The sequence below is a fragment of the Plantactinospora sp. B5E13 genome (assembly GCF_039871775.1).
GTDB lineage: Bacteria > Actinomycetota > Actinomycetes > Mycobacteriales > Micromonosporaceae > Plantactinospora.
Window position 1 is genome coordinate 184,387 of the sequence record NZ_JBDPLT010000010.1, and the last position, 22,967, is coordinate 207,353.

At 71.1% G+C, this 22,967-nt stretch carries 19 protein-coding genes; 12 read left to right on the forward strand and 7 right to left on the reverse strand.

Annotated elements, in window-relative coordinates; translation table 11 throughout:
- Positions 1-108: 108 nt before the first annotated feature.
- From ABGB05_RS12445 to ABGB05_RS12465, 5 genes are all read left to right on the forward strand, one after another.
- The gene (locus ABGB05_RS12445) at positions 109-1,692 is read left to right on the forward strand and encodes an ABC transporter substrate-binding protein (protein ID WP_347653425.1); all 1,584 of its coding nucleotides are present in this window, start codon (positions 109-111) and stop codon (positions 1,690-1,692) included.
- A 183-nt stretch (positions 1,693-1,875) separates the two neighbouring features.
- On the forward strand, positions 1,876-2,802 hold the full coding sequence (locus ABGB05_RS12450) for an ABC transporter permease (protein ID WP_347653394.1): 927 nt from the start codon (positions 1,876-1,878) through the stop codon (positions 2,800-2,802).
- 81 nt (positions 2,803-2,883) lie between these two features.
- Positions 2,884-3,813 (forward strand): ABC transporter permease, encoded by a 930-nt coding sequence (locus ABGB05_RS12455; protein ID WP_347653395.1) that lies wholly within the window; start codon positions 2,884-2,886, stop codon positions 3,811-3,813.
- Positions 3,814-3,821: 8 nt separating this feature from the next.
- Positions 3,822-4,868, forward strand: coding sequence for an ABC transporter ATP-binding protein (locus ABGB05_RS12460; RefSeq protein ID WP_347653396.1), 1,047 nt, complete (start codon positions 3,822-3,824; stop codon positions 4,866-4,868).
- The gene (locus tag ABGB05_RS12465; RefSeq protein ID WP_347653397.1) at positions 4,849-5,877 is read left to right on the forward strand and encodes a dipeptide ABC transporter ATP-binding protein; all 1,029 of its coding nucleotides are present in this window, start codon (positions 4,849-4,851) and stop codon (positions 5,875-5,877) included. Before ABGB05_RS12460 ends, ABGB05_RS12465 begins: the two co-directional genes overlap by 20 nt.
- A gap of 159 nt (positions 5,878-6,036) precedes the next feature.
- Here the strand turns inward: ABGB05_RS12465 and ABGB05_RS12470 are convergent, their stop codons facing one another.
- Complete coding sequence (locus ABGB05_RS12470; protein WP_347653398.1) at positions 6,037-6,366, reverse strand: chorismate mutase; 330 nt, start codon at positions 6,364-6,366, stop codon at positions 6,037-6,039.
- Positions 6,367-6,772: 406 nt separating this feature from the next.
- Between ABGB05_RS12470 and pcrA the strand changes: the two genes are divergently transcribed.
- Positions 6,773-9,193 carry a DNA helicase PcrA gene (gene pcrA / locus ABGB05_RS12475; RefSeq protein WP_347653399.1) on the forward strand — a complete coding sequence of 807 codons (2,421 nt, stop codon included), beginning with the start codon at positions 6,773-6,775 and terminating at the stop codon, positions 9,191-9,193.
- A 64-nt stretch (positions 9,194-9,257) separates the two neighbouring features.
- Here the strand turns inward: pcrA and ABGB05_RS12480 are convergent, their stop codons facing one another.
- Positions 9,258-10,313 (reverse strand): GntR family transcriptional regulator, encoded by a 1,056-nt coding sequence (locus tag ABGB05_RS12480; protein ID WP_347653400.1) that lies wholly within the window; start codon positions 10,311-10,313, stop codon positions 9,258-9,260.
- Between the two features lie 153 nt (positions 10,314-10,466).
- Here ABGB05_RS12480 and ABGB05_RS12485 point away from each other — a divergent pair, with 153 nt between their 5' ends.
- Positions 10,467-11,582: an FAD-dependent monooxygenase gene (locus ABGB05_RS12485; protein WP_347653401.1), complete on the forward strand. Its 1,116-nt coding sequence runs from the start codon at positions 10,467-10,469 to the stop codon at positions 11,580-11,582.
- 30 nt (positions 11,583-11,612) lie between these two features.
- Here the strand turns inward: ABGB05_RS12485 and ABGB05_RS12490 are convergent, their stop codons facing one another.
- Positions 11,613-12,329, reverse strand: coding sequence for a M23 family metallopeptidase (locus ABGB05_RS12490; RefSeq protein WP_347653426.1), 717 nt, complete (start codon positions 12,327-12,329; stop codon positions 11,613-11,615).
- Positions 12,330-12,832: 503 nt separating this feature from the next.
- A complete protein-coding gene (locus tag ABGB05_RS12495; RefSeq protein ID WP_347653402.1) occupies positions 12,833-13,555 on the reverse strand; it encodes a M23 family metallopeptidase in 723 nt (240 codons plus the stop codon).
- Between the two features lie 446 nt (positions 13,556-14,001).
- Here ABGB05_RS12495 and ABGB05_RS12500 point away from each other — a divergent pair, with 446 nt between their 5' ends.
- From ABGB05_RS12500 to ABGB05_RS12515, 4 genes are all read left to right on the forward strand, one after another.
- Positions 14,002-14,409 carry a cobalamin B12-binding domain-containing protein gene (locus ABGB05_RS12500; RefSeq protein ID WP_347653403.1) on the forward strand — a complete coding sequence of 136 codons (408 nt, stop codon included), beginning with the start codon at positions 14,002-14,004 and terminating at the stop codon, positions 14,407-14,409.
- A gap of 406 nt (positions 14,410-14,815) precedes the next feature.
- Positions 14,816-15,994: an ADP-forming succinate--CoA ligase subunit beta gene (gene sucC / locus ABGB05_RS12505; protein WP_347653404.1), complete on the forward strand. Its 1,179-nt coding sequence runs from the start codon at positions 14,816-14,818 to the stop codon at positions 15,992-15,994.
- Between the two features lies 1 nt (position 15,995).
- A complete protein-coding gene (gene sucD, locus ABGB05_RS12510) occupies positions 15,996-16,883 on the forward strand; it encodes a succinate--CoA ligase subunit alpha (RefSeq protein WP_347653405.1) in 888 nt (295 codons plus the stop codon).
- A gap of 207 nt (positions 16,884-17,090) precedes the next feature.
- Positions 17,091-18,473 (forward strand): DUF6350 family protein, encoded by a 1,383-nt coding sequence (locus ABGB05_RS12515; protein WP_347653406.1) that lies wholly within the window; start codon positions 17,091-17,093, stop codon positions 18,471-18,473.
- A gap of 242 nt (positions 18,474-18,715) precedes the next feature.
- Here the strand turns inward: ABGB05_RS12515 and ABGB05_RS12520 are convergent, their stop codons facing one another.
- Positions 18,716-19,297 (reverse strand): DUF4190 domain-containing protein, encoded by a 582-nt coding sequence (locus ABGB05_RS12520; protein ID WP_347653407.1) that lies wholly within the window; start codon positions 19,295-19,297, stop codon positions 18,716-18,718.
- A gap of 27 nt (positions 19,298-19,324) precedes the next feature.
- Positions 19,325-19,630: a CD225/dispanin family protein gene (locus tag ABGB05_RS12525; protein ID WP_347653408.1), complete on the reverse strand. Its 306-nt coding sequence runs from the start codon at positions 19,628-19,630 to the stop codon at positions 19,325-19,327.
- Positions 19,631-19,895: 265 nt separating this feature from the next.
- On the opposite strand from ABGB05_RS12525, the gene purH reads away from it, so the two are divergent.
- Positions 19,896-22,094 (forward strand): bifunctional phosphoribosylaminoimidazolecarboxamide formyltransferase/IMP cyclohydrolase, encoded by a 2,199-nt coding sequence (purH, locus tag ABGB05_RS12530; protein WP_347653409.1) that lies wholly within the window; start codon positions 19,896-19,898, stop codon positions 22,092-22,094.
- 147 nt (positions 22,095-22,241) lie between these two features.
- Here the strand turns inward: purH and ABGB05_RS12535 are convergent, their stop codons facing one another.
- Positions 22,242-22,868 (reverse strand): maleylpyruvate isomerase N-terminal domain-containing protein, encoded by a 627-nt coding sequence (locus ABGB05_RS12535; protein ID WP_347653410.1) that lies wholly within the window; start codon positions 22,866-22,868, stop codon positions 22,242-22,244.
- Positions 22,869-22,967 lie beyond the last annotated feature (99 nt).

Consider the following 22,967-nt stretch of genomic DNA (forward strand, 5'->3'; position numbering starts at 1 on the left):
CAGTGTCACAGTGTCAGTCACCTCACAGTCCCTCGTGAGCGCCCTGAGGAGGCTCTACTCATGCGCGGGCATTTCCCGTTCAAGATGGCGGTCGGAGCGACCGCCATAATGTTGTTGGCGGCAGGTTGTAGCGGAGGCGGTGACGAGGCCGAGGCTCAGGGCCTCACGGTCTCCATCGACATCTCCGAGCCGCAGCACATGATCCCGTCCAACTGCACGGAGTCCAGCTGCGCCGAGGTGCTCGCCGGCCTCTACACCCCGCTGGTCGACTTCGACGCGAACAACAACCCGGTTCTGGTGGCCGCCGAGTCGATCGAGTCGACCGACAACAAGGTCTGGACCGTCAAGCTGAAGAGCGGCTACACCTTCCACAACGGTGAGAAGGTCACCGCCGACAGCTACATCAAGGCCTGGAACCACGGGGCGTACGGCCCGAACGGCAACGGCGGCTCCTACTTCCTGGAGCGGATCGAGGGCTACGAGGCCCTCAACCCGGCGGACCCGGACGGCGCCGACGGCCCGCAGAAGGCCCCCGAGCCGACCACGAAGGCGCTGACCGGTCTGGCGAAGGTCGACGAGTCCACCTTCACCGTGACGCTGAAGGAGCCGTTCTCCGGCTGGCGTTCGGTCATGGGCTACACCACGTTCTACCCGCTGCCGGAGGCGGCGTGGGCGTCCGACGGTGTGCTCAAGGAGGACTTCGAGCAGGCTCCGATCGGTAACGGCCCGTTCAAGATGAAGGGCAAGTGGGAGCACGACTCGAAGATCGAGGTCGAGGCCTTCGACACCTATGCGGGCGAGAAGCCGAAGGTCGGTGGCGTCCTCTTCAAGATCTACCAGGAGCAGACCGCGGCCTATGCCGACCTGCAGAGCGGCCAGCTCGACGTGATGACCCAGATTCCGATCGAGAACCTGGCCAGCGCGCCGGCCGAGCTGGGTGACCGGTTCAAGACCAGCCCGAACTCCACCTTCCAGTTCGTGGGCTTCCCGACCTTCCTCGAGCAGTACTCCAAGGTCGAGGTGCGCAAGGCGATCTCCATGGCGATCAACCGCCAGGAGATCACCGACACCATCTTCCGTGGTTCGCAGACCCCGGCGACCTCGTTCGTCTCCCCGGCCGTCGCCGGCTACCGGGAGAACAGCTGCGGCGAGCCCTGCACCTACGACCCGGCCAAGGCCAAGCAGATGTACGAGGCCGCGGGCGGCCCGAAGCAGATCAAGTTCACCTACAACGCTGACGGTGGTCACAAGGCGTGGGTGGACGCGACCTGCAACCAGCTCAAGGCCAACCTGGGTGTGGACTGCGTCGGCGTGGGTGAGCCGAAGTTCGCCGACCTGCTGACCAAGGTCGAGAACAAGGAAGACGTCGGCCTGATCCGGCTCGGCTGGATCATGGACTACCCGCTGATGGAGAACTACCTCGGCCCGCTGTACGGCACCAACGGTTCGTCGAACTACTACGGCTACAGCAACCCGGAGTTCGACAACCTGGTGAAGCAGGGTTCGGCGGCGGCGACGCCGGAGGAGGCCATCAAGCTCTGGCAGCAGGCCGAGGACATCCTGGCCCGCGACATGCCGGTGGTTCCGCTGCGGCTCGGCCAGAACGTTTTCGGGCACTCCGAGAAGGTGAAGAACGTCGAGCTCGACCGGTTCTCGAAGGTCGACCTGCTGAAGATCGAGCCCGCGGCCTGATCTGACCGCTGAGCGGCGAACGGTCCGGTCCTCCCCCCGGTCAGTCCGGGACGGACCGGACCGTTCGTGCGAGTCTCATCGGCCCGACCCCGGGCCGGTGGGGCCGTGCTCGCCACCGTGGGCATCATGGTCCGGCTGCCGTCCAGGCAGCCGCCGATGCTCGTATCGCAGAGGACTTGGGATATGTTCCGCTACTTCGTGCGGCGCGTGCTGCAGGGGGTCCTGACGTTCTTCGGGGCCACCTTCATCGTGTACGCGCTGATGTTCGCCAACCAGGACGACCCGCTCCAGGCGTTGGCAGGTGAGCGACCACTGCCGGATAACGTCCGTCAGGTGCTCACCGAAAGGTATCACCTGGACGAGCCGTTTATCTTCCAATATGGCCATTACATGCGTGGCCTGCTCACCGGGGACTTCGGCATCTCGCTGACCAACCGGAAGATCTCGGAGATGATGGAGCAGGCGTGGCCGGTGACCTTCCGGCTCGCCGTCTACGCGCTGATCATCGCGGTGCTCGTCGCGGTGACCGCCGGTGTCGTCTCCGGCATCCGCCGGGGCGGCCCCTTCGACACCGTCACGCTCTTCATCACGCTGATCCTGCTCTCCTTGCCGATCGTGGTGCTGGCGCCGCTGGCCCGGCTTCTCTTCGGGGTGCAGTTGGGGTGGTTCCCGCCGACATCCGGGGCCGAACCGGGGTTGTACCAGCTCACACTGCCGGCGTTCGTGCTGGCCAGTCTGGTGGTCGCCACCCAGTTGCGGGTGACCCGCGCCTCGGTGGCGGAGAACCTGCGTTCGGACTACGTCCGGACCGCCCGGGCCAAGGGGCTGTCGAAGCGCCGGGTGATCGGCGTGCACGTGTTGCGGAACTCCCTGATCCCGGTGGTGACGCTGATCGGTCTCGACCTCGGTGGACTGATGGCCGGGGCGATCGTGACCGAGAGTGTGTTCAACATCCCCGGGGTGGGCTTCAACCTGTTCCGGGGCATCCGGACCGAGGACGGTCCGCTGGTGGTGGGCTTCGTCAGCATTCTGGTGATCGTCTTCCTGGTCGTGAACCTGATCGTCGACATGTTGTACGCGGTCCTCGACCCGAGGATCCGTTATGAGTGACCAGACCAATCAGCTCAGTGTGTGTGCGTCACGGCGGCGCCGAGCGGGACAGGGTGGCGACGTGAGTAAGCGAGGCGTCCGATGAGTAACGTGGAATCAGTCGCACAGACCCAGGCTGGGGCCAACGGCGGGGCGGGTGACGAGCGGGCGGAGAAGCCCCGCAGCCTGGCCGGCGACGCCTGGCAGGACCTGCGGCGCAACTGGATCTTCTGGGCCGCCCTGGTGCTGGTCGTCCTGGTCGTCACCATGGCGGCCTTCCCGAGCCTGTTCACCTCCGCCGACCCGCGCCTGTGTCAACTCTCCCGGCAGCACGCCGGCCCGAGCGGCAGCGCCATCTTCGGCTACAACTTCCAGGGCTGTGACGTCTACGCCCGGACCATCTACGGCGCCCGCAACTCGGTGCTGATCGGACTCACCGCGACCATCATCAGCGGGATCATCGGGCTCGTCATCGGGATGGCCGCCGGCTACTTCGGTGGCTGGGTCGACGCCGTGCTGGCCCGGGGCATCGACATCGTGCTGGGCATCCCGACCCTGCTGGGCGCGATCGTGCTGGCCCGGCGACTCACCTCCGACCCGGAGAGCTCGGGCTTCTGGGCGGTGGCGCTGACCCTGGGCGTACTGACCTGGACCACCGCGGCCCGGATCATGCGTTCCTCGGTGATCTCGGCGAAACAGCAGGACTACGTGGCGGCGGCCCGGATGCTCGGCGCCGGCCACGCCCGGCTGATGATCCGGCACATCCTGCCGAACGCGGCCGCGCCGTTCGTGGTGGTGCTGACCATCCTGCTCGGCATCAACATCGCCACCGAGGCAACCCTGACGTTCCTCGGTGTCGGCCTGCGCGGCAACGCCATCAGTTGGGGTATCGACATCGCGGTCGCGTCGCCGTTCGTCCGGGAGACCGCCACCCCGCTGGTCTGGCCGTCGGTCTTCCTGGCCGCGACCGTACTGGCGTTCATCATGCTCGGCGACGCGGTCCGCGACGCCTTCGACCCGAGGCTGCGGTGAGTGGAGCCATGACCGACATCAAGGCTGAGATCGACGTCCTGCCGGGGCTGGACTCCAGCGCCCGGCTGCTGGAGGTCGAGGATCTGCACGTCGAGTTCCGCACCCAGGCCGGGGTGGCCAAGGCGATCAACGGCGTCAACCTCGGGTTGGACCCGGGCGAGACGCTGGCGATTCTCGGCGAGTCCGGCTGCGGAAAGTCCGTCACCGCCCAGGCGATCATGGGGATCCTCGACTCGCCGCCCGGCTTCGTCACCGGTGGCGAGATCCGCTACCGCGGCGTCGACCTGCTGAAGCTCTCGGAGCAGGAGCGGCGCAAGGTACGCGCCAACCACATCGCGATGATCTTCCAGGACGCGCTCTCCGCGCTGAACCCGGTCTTCTCGGTCGGGTTCCAGCTCGGTGAACTGTTCCGGATCCACCGGGGCATGTCCCGGCAGGACGCGAAGCGGCGGTCGATCGAACTGCTCGACATGGTCAAGATCCCGGCCGCCCGGCAGCGGATCAACGACTACCCGCACCAGTTCTCCGGCGGTATGCGGCAGCGCGTGATGATCGCGATGGCGCTGGCGTTGGACCCCCGGGTGCTGATCGCGGACGAGCCGACCACCGCGCTCGACGTGACGGTGCAGGCGCAGATCATGAGCCTGCTCGCCGAGCTGCAGCGGGAACGGAACATGGGCCTGATCCTGATCACCCACGACATGGGGGTGGTCGCGGACGTCGCCGACCGGATCTCGGTGATGTACGCCGGCAAGGTGGTCGAGGAGGCGCCGGTCCTGGACATCTACGCCAAGCCGGCACACCCGTACACCAAGGCTCTGCTGGAGTCGATCCCGCGGCTGGACCTGAAGGGCCAGCAGCTCAACGTGATCAAGGGCCTGCCGCCGAACCTGACCCGTATCCCGGCCGGTTGCCCGTTCCACCCGCGCTGTGCGTACGCCCGCGACGTCTGCCGGGCCGACCCGCCGCCGCCGCAGTACGACGTGGCGGCCGGCCGGACCGCTCGGTGCCATTTCTGGACGGAGGTGGTCGGCGATGAGCCAGCCGTCAAGTGACAAGGACGTCGTACTCGAGACCAAGGGGCTGATCAAGCACTTCCCGATCACCCGGGGCATCGTCTTCCAGACGAAGATCGGCGCGGTCCGGGCGGTCGACGGGGTGGACCTGGAACTGCGTCGGGGCGAGACCCTCGGCGTGGTGGGCGAGTCCGGCTGTGGCAAGTCCACCCTGGCCAAGCTCCTGGTCGGGCTGGAGAAGCCGACCTCGGGCGTGATCAACGTACGCGGCCAGGACATGCCGAAGCTGACCGGTGCGGCCCTGCGTCGGGCCCGGCGCAACATCCAGATGGTGATGCAGGACCCGTACACGTCGCTGAACCCGCGGATGACGGTCGGCGACATCATCGGCGAGCCGTTCGACATCCACCCGGAGGTGGCGCCCCGGGGCGAGCGGAAGCGGCGGGTCCAGGAACTGCTCGATCTGGTCGGGTTGAACCCGGAGCACATCAACCGGTATCCGCACCAGTTCTCGGGTGGTCAGCGGCAGCGGATCGGGATCGCCCGGGCGTTGGCGTTGAAGCCGGAGATCATCGTCTGTGACGAGCCGGTGTCGGCGTTGGACGTGTCGATCCAGGCCCAGGTGATCAACCTGCTGGAGGGGTTGCAGGACGAGCTGGGGTTGTCGTACATCTTCATCGCGCACGACCTGTCGGTGGTGCGGCACATCGCCGACCGGGTGGCGGTGATGTACCTCGGGAAGATCGTGGAGATCGGTACCGAGGACGAGATCTACGAGAAGCCGACGCACCCGTACACCCAGGCGCTGCTGTCGGCGGTGCCGGTGCCGGACCCGACGCTGCGGGGACAGCGGGACCAGATCGTTCTCGAGGGTGACGTGCCGTCGCCGGCGAACCCGCCGTCGGGCTGCCGGTTCCGGACCCGGTGCTGGAAGGCGCAGGAGGTCTGCGCCACCGAGGAACCGGCACTGACCACCCGGGAGCATTCGGCACACCCGAGCGCGTGCCACTTCGCGGAGAAGCGCAACGTGGTGCACGCGGTCGAGTAGGCCGGTCAGGCGCTGGTGGGCAGCCTGACCCGGCTGCGCCACCGGTGAGTAGAAACGCCTCCTCATTTGCCCGGGGCGCGGGCCGCCATCCATGCGGCCGGCGTCCCGGGCTCGCGTCTTCCCGGGCTCGCATTTCTTTCCGGACGAGGGCGCGGCGGTTCAGAGCGGGCCGCGACCCGCCCGCAGCAGCAGCAGGGCGAGCTGGGTGCCGTCCGCGCCCAGTTCCTGGCGGAAACGCTCCAGGATCTCCCGCTCCCGGGACAGCACGAGACGGGTGCCACCGGAGGCCATCCGGGTACGGCCCACCTCCTGTGAGATGGCCGCCCGCTCCTTCCAGAGCGCGATCAGGTCCCGGTCGATCTGGTCGATCCGCTCCCGCAGCCCGAGGATGTGTTCCGCCGCCGCCGGCGCCTTGGTGCCTGTCTCGGGCGGCGCGCCGGTGGTCGGTCCGACGGCCTCGACGGATTCCGCGGCCAGTTCTGTGCTCATGGGGTCCTCCCTGTCGGTCCGGTCCCCGGTGTCTGAATCCCGATGCGAAAAGCCCCGGGCTCCAGGAGCCCGGGGCTTTTCGTAGGTCATAGATCAGGCGCGACCCACGGCTGCCGGACTCCCGGAGCCGTAGTAAAAGTAGAACGCGCGATGGATCACGGGTCGAGTATGCCCAGCCGTCGGTGCTTTGGCAAGCGGTTCGGCCAAGGCCGTGACCAGGGGCGCTGTGGTTCGGTGGGGTGGGGGCCGGGTGACCCGCGACGGGATCAAGCCTGACCGCCCAGAGCGGGGCACCCGGCCCCCACCCCGGATCCCCAGGTGGCCCGGGCGCGCCGCGGCGTCACGGCCGGGCCGGGTCGGGTTCGGCGGCGGGGTTGTCCGCCCGACGGCATAGACTCGCGAGGCGATGCAATCACTCTTCGACTCCCCACCGTTCGGGACGCCGGCGCCCGATGTCCCGTCGGCCCAGGGCGCGCCCCGGCCCCGCCCGGCGGGGCTCGATCCGCAGGCCCTGCTGGACGGGCTCAACGGCCCGCAGCGGGACGCGGTGACCCACTCCGGCTCCCCGCTGCTGATCGTCGCCGGGGCGGGGTCGGGCAAGACCCGGGTCCTCACCCACCGGATCGCCTATCTGCTCGCCGCCCGGGATGTGCATCCGGGCGAGATCATCGCGATCACCTTCACCAACAAGGCGGCCGGGGAGATGAAGGACCGGGTCGCCGCCCTGGTCGGCCCGCGGGCCCGGCTCATGTGGGTCTCCACCTTCCACTCCGCCTGCGTACGCATCCTGCGGGCCGAGCACGAGCACGCCGGGTTGAAGTCGACGTTCTCCATCTACGACGCCGACGACTCGCGTCGGCTGATGCAGTTGGTGGCCCGGGAGCTCGACCTGGACCCGAAGCGGTACCCGGCGCGCGGACTGGCCACCCAGGTGTCGAACCTGAAGAACGAACTGGTCGACCCGGAGACGTTCGCCGCCCGGGCGAGCGGGCCGAACGAGCGGGCCGTCGCCGAGGCGTACACGCTCTACCAGCGGCGGCTGACCGAGGCGCACGCCCTCGACTTCGACGACCTGATCATGACCACGGTGCACCTGCTGCAGTCGCACCCGCACGTCGCGGAGCGCTACCACCGGCGGTTCCGGCACGTCCTGGTGGATGAATACCAGGACACCAACCACGCGCAGTACACCCTGGTCAAGGAACTGGTCGGGCACGGTGGCGACATCGAGCCGGCCGAACTCTGCGTGGTCGGCGACGCCGACCAGTCGATCTACGCGTTCCGGGGCGCGACGATCCGCAACATCCTCGAGTTCGAACGCGACTTCACCGACGCCCGGACGATCCTGCTGGAGCAGAACTACCGCTCGACCCAGACCATTCTCAACGCCGCCAACGCGGTGATCGAGCGCAACTCCTCCCGGAAGCCGAAGCGGCTCTGGAGCGAGCAGGGTCTGGGGGAGCAGATCGTCGGGTACGTCGCCGACACCGAGCACGCCGAGGCGGACTGGGTCGGCCGGGAGATCGACCGACTCTGCGACGCCGGGCACGCCCGCCCCGGTGACGTGGCGGTCTTCTACCGCACCAACGCCCAGTCCCGGGTCTTCGAAGAGGTCTTCATCCGGGTCGGTCTGCCGTACAAGGTGGTCGGTGGGGTCCGGTTCTACGAGCGCAAGGAGGTCCGGGACGCCCTGGCCTACCTGCGGGCGGTGGTCAACGACGACGACACGGTGAGCATCCGGCGCATCCTGAACACCCCGCGCCGGGGGATCGGCGACCGGGCCGAGGCGTGTGTCGAGGCGCTCGCCACCCGGGAGCGGATCTCGTTCGGTGCGGCGCTGCGCCGGGCGGCGGAGGCGCCGGGGATCTCCACCCGGGCGGTCAACGCGATCGCCGAGTTTGTCAGTCTGCTCGACGACGTCCGCGTGCTGGCCGGGACCGCGCTGCCGGAGGAGGTGCTGGAGGCGGTGCTCACCCGCTCCGGTTATCTCGCCGAGCTGGAGGAGAGCATCGACCCGCAGGACGCCGGCCGGGTGGAGAACCTCCAGGAACTGGTGAGCGTCGCCCGGGAGTACACCGAACGGGCCGAGGCGCTGGCTGAGGAGGGTGCCCCGGGTGCCACCCTGGCCGGTTTCCTGGAGCAGGTCGCGTTGGTCGCCGACGCCGACCAACTCCCCTCCGATGATCCCGAGCACCAGGGCGTGGTCACCCTGATGACCCTGCACACCGCCAAGGGCCTGGAGTTCCCGGTGGTGTTCCTGACCGGTCTGGAGGACGGCGTCTTCCCGCACCTGCGGGCCCTGGGCGACAACCGGGAGCTGGAGGAGGAGCGCCGGTTGGCGTACGTCGGGATCACCCGGGCCCGGCAGCGGCTCTACCTGTCCCGGGCGGTGACCCGGTCGGCCTGGGGGCAGCCGGCGTACAACCCGCCGTCGCGGTTCATGGACGAGCTGCCGACCGACCTGGTCCGCTGGGAGCGGACCGAGGGGGCGTACACGTCGTGGTCCGGGTCCGGCGGCGGGGTCGGTGGCCGGTCCGGCGCCGCCGAGCGGTCCGGCAACTTCCGCTCTGCCGGCAACACCTTCGGTACGCCGAAGGCGGCCCAGCTCGCCTCCCGGCTGGGTGTGGACGCCAGTCGACTCAGCACCGCGAGCGAGTTGAAGCAGCCGCCCAAGGTCGCGGTCGGGGACCGGGTCAACCACCAGCGGTACGGCCTCGGCCGGGTGCTGGCGGTGGAGGGGCACGGTCCGGGTGCCCGGGCGCAGATCGACTTCGGCGACCAGACGTTGTGGCTGGTGCTGCGGCACGCGCCGATCGACAAGCTCTGAGCCTCGTCGGGGCGGGACGGCGTCTCCGGTCCCGCCCCGGTCCACTGTCCGGTCCCGCGTACGGTCAGCCTGGGCTGGTTCGCTGCCCGAGCCGTACGGTGAGCCCGTCGAGCAGGGCGCGCAGTCCCAGCTCGAAGAGGCGGTTCAGGTCCAGGTCGTAGCCGGTCCGGCGGAAACTGCCCAGCATCCGGGCGAAGGTGGGGTAGGGGCCGGCGGTGGCCAGGGCGCCCATCGCCGGCGCCTGGGTGTCGAGCCACTGCTCGTCGGTGAGCCCGGTGGCCGCTCTCGCCTGTGTCTCCCGTTCGAGGTGCACGGCGAGTCCCTGCACGTGGCTGTAGATCAGGATGCTCACGTCCAGCATGGTTGTCGGGTCGACGCCGAGGCCGTCGAGGGCGCTGAGCATCCGCTCGCTGTGGACCAGCAGGTTCGGCAGCGGCAGGGGGCGGCTCAGCGGCCCGGTCTGGGCCAGCCAGGGGTGGCGTCGGTGTAGTTGCCAGAGCACCCGGGCGCCGAGTTCGAGCCGGTTGCGCCAGTGCGCCGGTGCCGACTCGGGTGGCCGCAGTTCGCCGTACGCCGCGTCGGCCATCAGCAGCACGAGTTCGTCCTTGCTGCCGACGTACCGGTACGGGGACATGGTGGAGACGCCGAGCCGGGCCGCGACCGCGCGCATCGAGAGCGCGTCGAGTCCCTCGGCGTCGGCGATCTCGATGGCGGCGCGGATCACCCGGTCCCGGTTCAGTTCGGCGTCCGGGCGGGCGGTGATCCGGGGCGTCGGCCGCGGGGTGGGGCGCTGACCGGCCAGCTGGGGCGGCTGTCGGGTGGCCGGCTGGCTCGGCTGTCGGCTGGCCGGGGTTGGCTGTCGGGTTGGCTGTCGGGTTGGCGACGGTGGGGTCGGCGCGTCGGGCGTCCCGGCCACCACCGTGCCGACCCGGGGTCGGGCCTGGACCACACCCTGGTCGCGCAGGGCGTTCAGGGCCCGGGTCGCGGTCGCCAGGGCGACGCCCCACTCCCTGGCGATCTGCCGGGTCGAGGGCACCCGGTCGCCGGGGGCGAGTTCACCGGTCCTGATCCGTCGCCGGATGTCGGCGACGATGCGCCGGTACGGCGGTTCTGCCGGCATCCCACACCTCCACTGTTCTGTCCTAGTACAGATGCTAGTCGCAAGTACCAGCGCCGACGGGCTCCTGTGCTAGGACAGAGCGGAAAAACCTTGCTACTGCCCTTGCGTACGCCGTACATTGCTCGGCGGATACAGCGTACAGGGAGGCACGAGATGACATCCGTACTGATCTCCGGGGCAGGGATCGCCGGACCGGCTCTGGCGTACTGGTTGCGTCGGCACGGCTTCGAACCCACTGTGGTCGAACGGGCCCCCGGGCTGCGTGCCGGCGGCCAGGCGGTCGACGTCCGGGGCGTCGCGCTGGAGGTGGTCGACCGGATGGGCCTGGCGGCGCCGCTGCGCGAGGCGCGTACCCGGATGCGGGGCATGTCGGTGCTCGACGGGGACGGCACCGAGCTGATGCGCTCGACCGAGACGGCGCGCAGCAGCGGCCGACTCGACAGCCCCGACGTCGAGGTGCTGCGCGAGGACCTGGTGGAGTTGCTCTACGCGCGGACCCGCGACGACGTCGAGTACCGGTTCGGGGACTCGGTCAGCGAGCTGACCCAGACCGGGGCCGGCGTCGAGGTCCGCTTCGAGACGGGCGAGCGCCGCGGCTTCGACCTGGTGGTCGGTGCCGACGGCCTGCACTCCACGGTACGCCGGCTGGCCTTCGGCCCGGAGCAGCCGTACGTCCACCACCTCGGCATGTACGTGGCGGTCTTCACCACCGAGAACCTTCTCGAGCTGGACAACTGGCAGGTGTGGTTCCAGGACCCGGCCAGCGGGGTCGGCGGCGCCGTCATGTCGGCCCGGGACAACACCCAACTCCGGGTCTACCTCGGCTTCGGGGCGGCGCCGTTGACGTACGACCGCCGCGACCCCGACCAGCAACGACAACTCCTCGCCGACCGGCTCACCGGGCTGCGGTGGGAGGTGCCGAGGCTGCTGAAGGCCATGTGGTCGGCGCCGGACTTCTACTTCGACCAGGTGGCCCAGGTCCGGATGCCGACCTGGTCCCAGGGGCGGGTGTCGCTGCTCGGCGACGCCGGGTACGCCCCGGCACTGCTCTCCGGCCAGGGCACCAGCCTTGGGCTCGTCGGCGCCTACGTCCTCGCCGAGGAACTGGGCCGGCCCGGTGCCGACCATCTCGCCGCGTTCCACCGGTACGAGCGGCGGATGCGTCCGTTCGTGGACGTCAACCAGGCGCTCGCCACCGAGAACCCGGGTGCCGGGCCGGCCGAGGAGTCGGTCGAACGGGCCAAGAACGCGATCGTCCTCGACGCCTGAGCCGCCTCCCCGGCGGTGGTGGCGTACGGATCAGCAGCCGAGGTCCACGCCCCGGGCCCGCATCCAGGGGGCCGGGTCGACCTGGTTCCACAGCCCCTTGTGCACCTCGAAGTGCAGGTGCGGTCCGGTGGCGTCGCCGGTCGCGCCCTCGTACCCGATCACCTGGCCGGCGGTGACCTTCTGGCCGACGCTGACCGCGACCCGGCTCTGGTGGGCGTAGTGGGTGAGGTAGCCGTTGCCGTGGTCGATGACCACCGAGATGCCGTACCCGGTGTAGGCCGGACCGGCGGTCACCACGGTCCCGGCGCCGGCCGCGTGGATCGGGGTGCCGGACGGCATCGCCAGGTCGATGCCGGCGTGCAGCACTCCCCAGCGCATGCCGTAGCAGGAGGTGACCGGGGCGCCGGGCATCGGGTTGACCCAGGCCGGCCGCTTCGGCTTGGCCGAGGTCTTCGTGCTGGTCTTCGCCGCCTTCTTCGTGGCCCGGGGGGTGGCCGGCGCGGCGGCCGCAGCCGAAGGACTGACGGTCGGGGTCGCGGTCGGTACGCCGGGGGTCTCGCGGGCGGACCGGTCGGCCCGGTCGGCGGCGGCGGCCCGGGCTGCCGCCTCGTCCTGGGCGGCCACCGTCACCCGGGTCGGGGTGTCGCCGCCACCGGCGCCGAGCGCCGTCGCGGTCGACACGCCGGCGATCGCCAACCCGAGTAGCCCGACCAGTCCGGCGACCCGGAACCCGCGCTGCCCGGCGATCCGGAACCCGAGCCGTCCGGCGAGTACGCCGGGGAGCCGACGGACCCTCCGGCCGTCCTCGCGCACCCCGGCGGCTCCGCTCGGGTGCGGCGCGGCGGCCTCGGAGGTTCCGCTCGGGTGCGGCGCGGCGGCCTCGGAGGTTCCGCTCGGGTGCGGCGCGGCGGCCTCGGACGGCTTCGCGTCCGTGTTCGTCTCGGGCAGGATCGGGTCGTTCTCCGGCACTGCGGGTCCCTTCACGGTCGGGCCATGGACTCCGGAATCGTGTCCGGGCCGGTGGCGCGCCGCTGTTGTCGGGTCCGGCGTGCGGGCCGAAAAACCGGCGATGACCTGGGGTTTTGTGCCGCAATCGACAACCCTGACCGATCTCCGGGAAAGATCGACTGTGGTCTCCGCTACACCTGTCGATGTGACCGAGGCAACTTCGCCGACCGGTCCCCGGGGGACCGGACAGAAAAAACCGCCCAACCCCGGAGGGTCGGGCGGGAAGCTGGCGTTACCTGGAGTCAGGAGGCGGCTACGTCCGCGTACAGTTCGTCAACCTGTAGCGCGATGTCCACACCGCGTTCCTTCAGGTAGGGGATCGGGTCCGTCGGCTTGCCGTTGACATGCAGCTCGAGATGCAGTCGTGAGCCGTACGAGTGACCGGTGTTGCCGACCAGGCCAAGTTCGTCGCCGGCCTTGACCTCCTGGCCCTCCGAGACCAGCAGCTTGGACGAGTGCCCGTAGATGGACTCGGTGCCGTCCGGGTGCTCGACGATCACGCAGTAGCCGTACCCGCCGAACCAGCCGGCCTTGGTCACCGTGCCGGAGTGGACGGCGTGGTAGGGCGTGCCTTCGGGGGCGGCCAGGTCGATGCCGGGGTGCAGCTTGTCCCACTGCATGCCGTACGGCGTGTTGAGGTCGTAGCCCTCGAGCGGCAGCCGCCAGACGTCGGGTGCCGCGGCCAGGGTGGACTCCAGGCCGCCCCGGTCGTTGTCCCGGGACGACCGCTCCGCGTCGGTGGCGCGGGAGCTGAGGTCCTCACTTGTGGCGGCGGCCTTCTCCAGGTCCGCCAGCGCGGACGGGCTGACCACCTTGGCGTCCGGCAGGGCGCCCGCGCCGAGCGCGACGACACCGGCGCCGACGAAGGCGGTGGTGACAACCGCCGCGTAACGGCTGCGTGGGGGTGTGGGGACGCGACGTCGCCCTCGGTAGCGATCGGGCTCAGACGACAGGCGCTGGCGCACGCACACCCTCCGTTGTCGGATCAGTGTTGCGACCATCGCCGGGGTTCGGAAGATCGTGGTGAACTCCGGCTGACCGCGTTGTCACCGGACCGTGGACCTGATGACAACCGTGGGCCACGGTAACCAACCCCTAGGCGCGCCACAAGTCGCACCGCCAAAATGTCGGTACGCTGTGCGGCTGTCCGTTGCGGAATGCCATATCTCGTAACCTTTTATCAGTGGCCTCGTTAGTTGCGCTCGGTCACGCTCCGTGCAGCAGAGGGTTATCGGAGTGGTCCGGGTCGTCGGGTCGTCGGGGACGATCCCCTAGGGGGTCCGGGGCCGGTCCCCCCAACCCCGGAGCCGCTCTCCGGGCCACTGTCGGGGCCGGGAGTTTCGGGGTCGCGGGCCGTCGGGTTACCGTTCGTTAAGGAAATCCGGCGGTGTCCTGGAAAGGTGTAACGCTGATGAGTTCTCGGATCCGGGTCGTCGTCGCCAAGCCCGGCCTGGACGGGCACGACCGTGGGGCCAAGGTGGTGGCCCGGGCGTTGCGGGACGCGGGCATGGAGGTCATCTACACCGGGCTGCACCAGACACCGGAGCAGATCGTCGAGACCGCGATCCAGGAGGACGCCGACGCGATCGGCCTGTCGGTGCTCTCCGGCGCGCACATGACCCTGTTCCGGCGGGTGCTGGAGCTGCTCACCGAGCGGGACGCGGCGGACCTGGTGGTCTTCGGCGGCGGCATCATCCCGGACGCCGACATCCCGGAGCTGGAACGACTCGGAGTGGCCCGGATCTTCACGCCCGGCGCGACGACCCGGGCGATCGTCGAGTGGGTACGGGCCAACGTGGGACAGCCGGCGGTCAGCTGACCGCCCCGGCCTGAGACCCGGCCGCGCCGCGCGGAGGGGAACCCGCTCCGGGCGGGAAGGGGAGAGGCCGGACGCACCCCTCACACGTCCGGCCTCTCTATGCACGATGCCCCGCCGCCACCCCTCGACCGACAGGGCATCGGCCGCTCCCGTCGTCGCGCTCAGCGCTCCGACACCAGACTCAACGACCACCCCTACCCGGGGTTACGCCGGTCACCGGAAAGTTTTCCCGAGGCCGGCCGGCGGCTGTGCGATACCACACACCGAGCACCCACGTGGATGCCCCCCGTGGTCGTCTCGCTAGGCTGCGCCAGATGGCCTGTTTGTACCCAAGCAGGCGCCAACTCATCAACACGCTGGCGGCGGTGCGCAGGCGCGCCGCGGAGACGGGACGGGACGCGCAATCGTGGACCTGTACGAATACCAGGGGCGTGAGCTGTTCGAGCGGCACGGTTTGCCCGTGCTCGCCGGCGGTGTCGCGACGACCCCCGACGAGGCCCGCGCGATCGCCGAGCGGCTCGGCGGCCGAGTGGTCGTCAAGGCCCAGGTGAAGGTCGGAGGCCGGGGCAAGGCCGGCGGGGTCAAGCTCGCCGAGGGCGCCGACGAGGCGGTGGCCCGGTCCACCGACATCCTCGGCATGGACATCAAGGGCCACACGGTCAACAAGGTCATGATCACGGTGACCGCCGACATCGCCGAGGAGTACTACTTCTCGTACCTGCTCGACCGGGCGAACCGCACCTTCCTCTGCATCGCCAGCGTCGCCGGCGGTATGGACATCGAGCAGGTGGCCGCCGAGACCCCGGACCGGGTGGCGAAGATCGCCATCGACGCGAACGCCGGGGTCGACGAGGCGAAGGCGCGGGAGATCGTCACCGCCGCACAGTTCCCGGCCGACGTCGCCGAGCAGGTGGTCCCGATCGCGGTACGCCTGTGGCAGGCGTTCGTCGCCGAGGACGCCACCCTGGTCGAGGTGAACCCGCTGGCGAAGACGAAGAGCGGCGAGGTGCTCTGCCTCGACGCCAAGGTCTCGCTGGACGAGAACGCCGGCTTCCGCCACCCCGACCACGAGGCACTGGTCGACCAGGCCGCGGTGGACCCGCTGGAGCAGCGGGCCAAGGAGAAGGACCTCAACTACGTCAAGCTCGACGGCGAGGTCGGCATCATCGGCAACGGCGCCGGCCTCGTCATGTCGACCCTCGACGTGGTGGCCTACGCCGGTGAGTCGTACGGCGGCGTCAAGCCGGCCAACTTCCTGGACATCGGCGGCGGGGCGAGCGCGGCGGTGATGGCGAACGGGCTGGAGATCGTCCTCTCCGACCCCTCGGTACGCAGCGTCTTCGTCAACGTCTTCGGTGGCATCACCGCCTGCGACGAGGTCGCCAACGGCATCGTGCAGGCACTGGCCCTGCTGACCGAGCGGGGCGAGACGGTCGACAAGCCGCTCGTCGTACGACTCGACGGAAACAACGCCGAGGCGGGGCGGGCGATCCTCGACGCCGCCGCCAACCCGCTGGTCGAGCGGGTGGACACCATGGATGGCGCGGCCCGGCGGGCCGCCGAGCTCGCGGCTGCGGGGGTCTGAGATGGCAATCTGGTTGACCAAGGACTCGAAGGTCATCGTCCAGGGGATGACCGGCTCCGAGGGCATGAAGCACACGAAGCGGATGCTCGCCGCCGGCACCACGGTCGTCGGCGGGGTCAACCCGCGCAAGGCCGGCCAGAAGGTCGCCTTCGACGGCACCGAGCTGCCGGTCTTCGCCAGCGTCGCGGACGCGATGGCGGAAACCGGGGCGGACGTCAGCGTCATCTTCGTACCGCCGCAGTTCACCAAGGGCGCGGTCGTCGAGGCGATCGACGCGGGTATCCCGCTCGCCGTGGTGATCACCGAGGGCGTGCCGGTGCACGACACCGCCGCGTTCTGGGCGTACAACGTGGCGCAGGGGGAGCGGACCCGGATCATCGGGCCGAACTGCCCGGGCATCGCCTCGCCGGGCGCCTCCAACGCGGGCATCATCCCCGCCGACATCACCGGCACCGGCCGGATCGGCCTGGTCAGCAAGAGCGGCACGCTGACCTACCAGATGATGTACGAGTTGCGTGACATCGGCTTCTCCACCTGTGTCGGCATCGGTGGTGACCCGGTCATCGGCACCACCCACATCGACGCGCTCGCGGCGTTCCAGGCGGACCCGGAGACCGACGCCATCGTGATGATCGGCGAGATCGGCGGCGACGCCGAGGAGCGGGCCGCCGAGTTCATCAAGGCCAACGTGACCAAGCCGGTGGTCGGCTACATCGCCGGTTTCACCGCGCCCCCCGGCAAGACGATGGGGCACGCCGGCGCGATCATCTCCGGCTCGGCCGGCACCGCCGAGGCGAAGAAGGCGGCGCTGGAGGCGGTCGGGGTGAAGGTCGGCAAGACGCCGAGCGAGACCGCCCGGCTGATGCGCGAGGTCATGTCCGGCAACTGAGTCGACAGACATGACGGACGGGGTGGTCGGCGCGGGCCGGCCACCCCGTCGTGTCCGCGGCCGTCGGGCCCCCGGCGGGCGTCGCGGCCCGGGTCGGGCCGGGGCGACGGCGGGGATGTGCGGCCGGCCGCTGTCGCCGGCCGGCGGTGGTCCGTACCGTGGTGTCGTGAACCGGCCCGTCCCGCCGCCGTGCCAGAGTAGGCGCTGATGCCACCCACCTCTGCTGACCGGCCCCGCCGTACCGACGCCTCGGGCGGCGTTCCGGACGTCGGACCGGAGACGTCGCCTGGGCCGGTTCCCGACCGGCGGGACGGGCGTGACCGGGCGGAGCGGCGGCGCCCCACACCCCGCCGGGCAACCCCCGGCGGCGGTCGGGTGCCCGCCCCCCGGCCGGGCGACGCCGCCCGGTCCGGAGAGGCCCGGCGGCCCGGCCGGGCCCCGCTGCCGGTCGCCGCCGCGGTCGCCACGCTCTGGGCGGCCGTCGTCTCCTACCTGCCGGTCGCGGTGGTCCTCGGGGTGGCCCGGTTCGCCGAGGACGCCGGCTCGATCGGCGCCGCCGCCCGACTCGGGCTGGCCGGCTGGCTGCTCGGACACGGCGTACCGCTGCAGACCGCCGCCGGGCCGTTCGGCCTGGCGCCGCTCGCCCTCGCCGTGCTCGCCGCGTGGCGGCTCGCCCAGGCCGGCGTACACGTCAGTCGTGCGGTCGGCGCCCGGCACCATCCGAACCTGGGCCGGGCGCTGATCGTCGCGGGCACGGTCGGGATCGGGTACGGCCTGCTCGGCGCACTCGCCGCGATCGCGCTCGGCGACGACGGGCCCACCGCCGCACCACTGCGGGCGCTGCTCACCCTGGCCACCTTCGGTACGCTCGCCGCCCTCGTCGGCGCGTTGCGGGCCACCGGCGCGCTGGGCCCACTGGCCCGTCGTACCCCGGCGGTGCTGCGGGACGGGGTACGCACCGGTGTCGTCGCGGCCTTCCTGCTGTTCGCGGCCGGTGCCGGCGTCGCCGGGCTGGCGGTGGCGACCGGTGGCGGCGAGGCCGGCGACATGATCGGGGCGTACCGGACCGGGGTGCTGGGCCAGGCGGGAATCACCCTGGTCAGCCTCGGCTACGCGCCGAACGCCGCGATCTGGGCGGCGAGTTTCCTGCTCGGGCCGGGATTCGCGGTCGGCACCGACACGGTGGTCCGGACCACCGAGGTGTCGATCGGGGCGCTGCCGGCCGTGCCCCTGTTCGCCGCGCTTCCCGAAGGGCCGCTCGGCGGGCTCGGCGGGGTGGTGCTCGCCGTACCGGTGCTGGCCGGCATGGGGGCCGGCTGGCTGCTCGCCCGTCGGATGCTGCTGACCGCCGCCGACCGGCACGCGTCGCCACCCGGCTGGTCCACCCTGCTCGGTGCGGCCGCGGTCGGTGGCCCGGTGGCCGGGGTGCTGATGGGCGGGGCGGCCTTCTTCTCCGGCGGCCCGCTCGGCGGCGGACGGCTCGCCGAGATCGGTCCCAGCTACTGGCAGGTGGCGGCCGGGGCGACGGTCGTGGTGCTGGTCGGCACCCTGATCGGCGCGGTGGCCAGCCGGGCGGTCACCCGTCGCTGAGTGTCGCGGCCTGCATCGAGGGCTCGGCGTCCCGGGCCGCCGGGTGTCGGGGCCGGCCGGGCGGGGCCATGCGCTGTCGAGCGCCGGGGCGGTGGCTTCCGGGCGGTGGCCGCGGGGACCGCGATCGACCGGGCGTGTCGCGAAAACGCCGAGGGGCGCCCCGGAGGTGCTCGGGACGCCCCGCTGGCGGAGTCACCGCCGGCTGACCCGCTGGTCAGCCGACCGGCACCGGTGCAGCCTGCTCAGGGCTGCCAGTAGAGACTGGCGTTGGCGACCGCGCCGTAGATCAGCGCCGCCGCGGCGAGCACGACGGCGAGGGAACCACAGATCAGCCCGGCGAGCGCCTGGCCCGAATTGCTGGCCTCACCCCGGCTGACCTTGCCCCGACCGAGGATGCCGAGCACGATCGCGGCGATGCCCCCGATGACCGACAGGGGACCGCAGCAGAACCCCAGGGGCAGCGAGACGATGCCGAGGATCATCGAGATCAGGCCGAGCGTGTTGTCCTGCCTGGTCGGCGTGCCGTACCCCGGACCGGGGTAGCCGGACGTCGAGCCGTACGGCTGCCCCGGCATCGCCTGCTGGCCGTACGGATCCTGGTACTGCGGCGGATACCCGGGCTGCCCCGTCGGCTGCTCGTACGGCTGCCCGGAGGTGGGCTGACCGTAGCTCGGCTGCTCGTACGGCTGTCCCGACGTGGGCTGCCCGTAGCCGGGCTGGCCGGAGGTCGGTGGCGCGTACGGGTCCTGCGGCTGTGGGGCGTACGGATCCGACGGGGGCTGTTGCGGCCCGTACGGGTCCTGGCCCGGGTAACCCGGCTGCATGGTGGAGAACTCCCTGTCCGGGGTGGGTCAGTAGGTCGACGCGGCGCCGGCGCCGCCGCCGACCATGCCCGCTGCGAAGGCGATGATGCAGCAGATCAGCCAGATGCCGATCCAGACGCAACCGATGATGATGGCGAGCTTCGACCACTTCTTCGACTCGGCGGCCGCCGCCTGGGCGCCGGCGAAGTCGCCCTGCTGCAGCAGCGGGTTGACCTTCGAGGCGGCCATGATGGCGGGGATCGCCAGCGGCCAGAAGAGGAAGATCGAGACGATCGACATCGTCATGTTGTTATCGATCTGTTGCGGCGGCTGTGAGGGGTAGCCAGGTTGCATTGGGTCCGAACTCCTCGATAATTGCACGTACCGCAGCGATGCGGTGACTGGGGGTTGAATTGCTCCGGGTGATCAGGCCCGTGAGCGACCGGGAGCGTACCTAATCAACGCAACGTCGGGGGGCGTTTCCCGAGTCCGACATGCCGCGCGCCGCGTGCCGCATGCCGAACGGTCCGCCCGCCCGTCGTCCTGCTCCGGTGTGACCTGTCGGGTCCGCGGCCGCGCCCCGGGGAAGCCGGCCTGAGCTGCCCGATAGGGTGCGGGGGTGACTGAGCCTGTGTCGCCGGCCCGCATCGTCGTCCTCGTCTCCGGTTCCGGAAGCAACCTGCAGGCGCTGCTGGACGCGTGCGCCGACCCCGGCTACGGCGTCCGGGTGGTGGCCGTCGGCGCCGACCGGGACAACATCGCCGGGCTCGACCGGGCCGCCGCCGCCGGCGTACCCACCTTCGTGGAACGTGTCCCGGCGCACCCGAGCCGCGAGGAGTGGGACCGGGCGCTCACCGCCCGGGTCGCCGAACACCGACCCGACCTGGTGGTCTCCGCCGGTTTCCTGAAGCTGGTCGGCCCGCACTTCCTGGCCGCGTTCGGCGACCGCTACGTCAACACCCACAACTCGCTGCTGCCGGCCTTCCCCGGCATCCACGGTCCACGCGACGCACTCGCGTACGGGGTGCGCCTGGCCGGCGCCACGCTCTTCTTCGTCGACGCCGGGGTGGACACCGGGCCGATCATCGCCCAGGTGGCGGTGCCGGTGCTCGACGACGACAACGAGGAATCCCTCACCGAACGGATCAAGGTGGCCGAGCGGCAGCAGCTCGTCACGTACGTCGGCCGGCTGGTCCGGGAGGGCTGGACGATCACTGGAAGGAAGGTCACGATCGGAGTGAGCGACACGAGTTCCGCGGCGGGGGAGCGGCGTCCGGTACGGCGCGCCCTGGTCAGCGTCTACGACAAGACCGGGCTGACCGAGCTGGCCCAGGCGCTGCACGCCGCCGGTGTCGAGATCGTCTCGACCGGCAGCACCGCCACGACCATCGAGAAGGCCGGCATCCCGGTCACCCCGGTCGAGGCGCTGACCGGGTTCCCGGAGACCCTGGACGGCCGGGTCAAGACGCTGCACCCGAAGGTGCACGCCGGCCTCCTGGCCGACCTGCGGTCGCCGCGGCACGCCGCCCAGCTCGACGAACTCGGCATCGCGCCGTTCGACCTGCTGGTGTCGAACCTCTACCCGTTCACCGAGACGGTCGCCTCCGGCGCCGACTTCGACCAGTGCGTCGAGCAGATCGACATCGGCGGGCCGGCGATGGTCCGGGCGGCCGCGAAGAACCACGCCTCGGTGGCGGTGGTGACCTCGGTGTCGGCGTACCCGACGGTGCTGGCGGCGCTGGCCGACGGCGGTTTCACCGCCGCCCAGCGGCGTGCCCTGGCCGCCCGCGCCTTCGCCGACATCGCCGAGTACGACGTGGCGGTGGCGAACTGGTTCGCGGTGCAGGCCGGGCCGACCGACCAGGAGTGGCCGCCGTTCGCCGGAATGGCGTTGACCGTCAGCACCCCGCTGCGGTACGGCGAGAACCCGCACCAGCAGGCGGCGCTCTACGTCGACCCGGCGGCCCCGGTCGGGCTGGCCCAGGCCGAGCAGCTGCACGGCAAGGAGATGTCGTACAACAACTACGTCGACGCGGACGCCGCCTGGCGGGCCGCGAACGACTTCGCCGACCAGCCGGCGGTGGCGATCATCAAGCACGCGAACCCGTGCGGTATCGCGGTCGGGGCCGACGTCGCCGAGGCGCACCGCAAGGCGCACGCCTGTGACCCCGTCTCCGCGTTCGGTGGGGTGATCGCGGTCAACCGGCCGGTCTCGGTGGCCCTCGCCGAGCAGGTCGCGGAGATCTTCACCGAGGTGGTCGTGGCGCCGGACTTCGAGCCGGGCGCGGTCGACGTACTGACCGGGAAGAAGAACATCCGGCTGCTCCGCGCGCCCGCCTGGGCGCCGCCGCCGGCCGAGTGGCGTCAGGTCAGCGGGGGCGTACTCGTGCAGCTGGCCGACCGGGTCGACGCCCCCGGCGACGACCCGGCCAACTGGCGCCTGGCCACCGGTACGCCGGTCGGCGACGACGTGCTGCGGGACCTTGTCTTCGCCTGGCGGGCGGTCCGCGCGGTGAAGAGCAACGCGATCCTGCTCGCCTCCGACGGGGCGACGGTCGGGGTCGGGATGGGACAGGTGAACCGGGTCGACTCGGCGCACCTCGCGGTGAACCGGGCCGGCGCCGACCGGGCCCGGGGTGCGGTGGCCGCCTCGGACGCGTTCTTCCCGTTCCCGGACGGGCTGCAGGTGCTGGCCGACGCCGGGGTACGCGCGGTTGTCCAGCCCGGCGGCTCGCTGCGCGACGAGGAGGTCGTCGCGGCGGCCCGGGACGCCGGCCTGACGATGTACTTCACCGGCACCCGGCACTTCTTCCACTGAGTTCGACGGCCCGGCCGGCGCGGTTGGTACGCGTCGGCCGGCGCCTCGCCCAGGGCCGGTCCGCCCGCCCTCCGGGGACCGCCCTCCCGGCGTCGGGACCTGGCACGGATCAGGTCGTGGCGGGCCGGCGCCGGCTCCGACCCGCCGTCAGAACGCCGAGATCGAGTCGGGGGCCCGTTCCCGGCGGGACAGCGTGCGTACCACGGCCAGCGGACCGTGCCGCCAGGTCGCGACCTGGGCGAGCAGCTGGATGGTCGCCTCCGTCGCCGCCGCCGGCATCGGCGGGGTCGGCAGGTCCAGGCTGACCGCGAGGTCGTCGGCGTGCACCACGAGTTCCATCACCCGGGTGAGCAGGAAGTCGTCGACCCGCAGCCCCCAGCGGCCGAAGTCGACGATCCGCGCGGCGGGTTGGGCGGGCACGGTCCGGCGCAGCTCGGCCAGGGCGGTGTCGACGGTGTCGGCGAGTTCGCCGGGGGTGGTCGTGGCGGCGGCCCGCTCACCTCGGGTCCGGATGTCGACGTTCTCCGGGCTGTCGACGCCCGAGGTGACCCAGGCGTTCCCGGTGTAGTGCGCCAGGATCGGGATGGCGCTGTCACCGGGTGGGGCCGCGAGCAGGTCCACGGTGTGGGTGATCTGGTTGGCGAGGTGGCGGGCCAGCCCGCCGGTGGTGAAGTCGGCCAGGGCGCTCGGGGCGGACCAGCGTTGCGTCAGCGCCGGTTCGCGGAACATCGGGGCGGCGGTCTCGGCGGCGGCGAGGAAGGCGTCTCGGATCACCAGGCGGAGGTTAGTCCGGCTGGCCGCACCGGTGGCCGTACCCCCGCCGCAGGTGTGTCGGTGCCGACAGGCGGCGACCGGGTCGTGGACCCGAGCCGG

Bases quoted from the DNA above. Each gene is read 5' to 3' on its own strand.
- ABGB05_RS12450 (WP_347653394.1), top strand. From the start codon at position 1,876: ATGTTCCGCTACTTCGTGCGGCGCGTGCTGCAGGGGGTCCTGACGTTC.
- ABGB05_RS12470 (WP_347653398.1), bottom strand. From the start codon at position 6,366: ATGAGCACAGAACTGGCCGCGGAATCCGTCGAGGCCGTCGGACCGACC.
- pcrA (WP_347653399.1), top strand. From the start codon at position 6,773: ATGCAATCACTCTTCGACTCCCCACCGTTCGGGACGCCGGCGCCCGAT.
- ABGB05_RS12455 (WP_347653395.1), top strand. From the start codon at position 2,884: ATGAGTAACGTGGAATCAGTCGCACAGACCCAGGCTGGGGCCAACGGC.
- ABGB05_RS12525 (WP_347653408.1), bottom strand. From the start codon at position 19,630: ATGCAACCTGGCTACCCCTCACAGCCGCCGCAACAGATCGATAACAAC.
- ABGB05_RS12445 (WP_347653425.1), top strand. From the start codon at position 109: ATGTTGTTGGCGGCAGGTTGTAGCGGAGGCGGTGACGAGGCCGAGGCT.
- ABGB05_RS12515 (WP_347653406.1), top strand. From the start codon at position 17,091: ATGCCACCCACCTCTGCTGACCGGCCCCGCCGTACCGACGCCTCGGGC.
- ABGB05_RS12480 (WP_347653400.1), bottom strand. From the start codon at position 10,313: ATGCCGGCAGAACCGCCGTACCGGCGCATCGTCGCCGACATCCGGCGA.
- ABGB05_RS12485 (WP_347653401.1), top strand. From the start codon at position 10,467: ATGACATCCGTACTGATCTCCGGGGCAGGGATCGCCGGACCGGCTCTG.
- ABGB05_RS12500 (WP_347653403.1), top strand. From the start codon at position 14,002: ATGAGTTCTCGGATCCGGGTCGTCGTCGCCAAGCCCGGCCTGGACGGG.
- ABGB05_RS12520 (WP_347653407.1), bottom strand. From the start codon at position 19,297: ATGCAGCCGGGTTACCCGGGCCAGGACCCGTACGGGCCGCAACAGCCC.
- sucD (WP_347653405.1), top strand. From the start codon at position 15,996: ATGGCAATCTGGTTGACCAAGGACTCGAAGGTCATCGTCCAGGGGATG.
- ABGB05_RS12460 (WP_347653396.1), top strand. From the start codon at position 3,822: ATGACCGACATCAAGGCTGAGATCGACGTCCTGCCGGGGCTGGACTCC.
- ABGB05_RS12465 (WP_347653397.1), top strand. From the start codon at position 4,849: ATGAGCCAGCCGTCAAGTGACAAGGACGTCGTACTCGAGACCAAGGGG.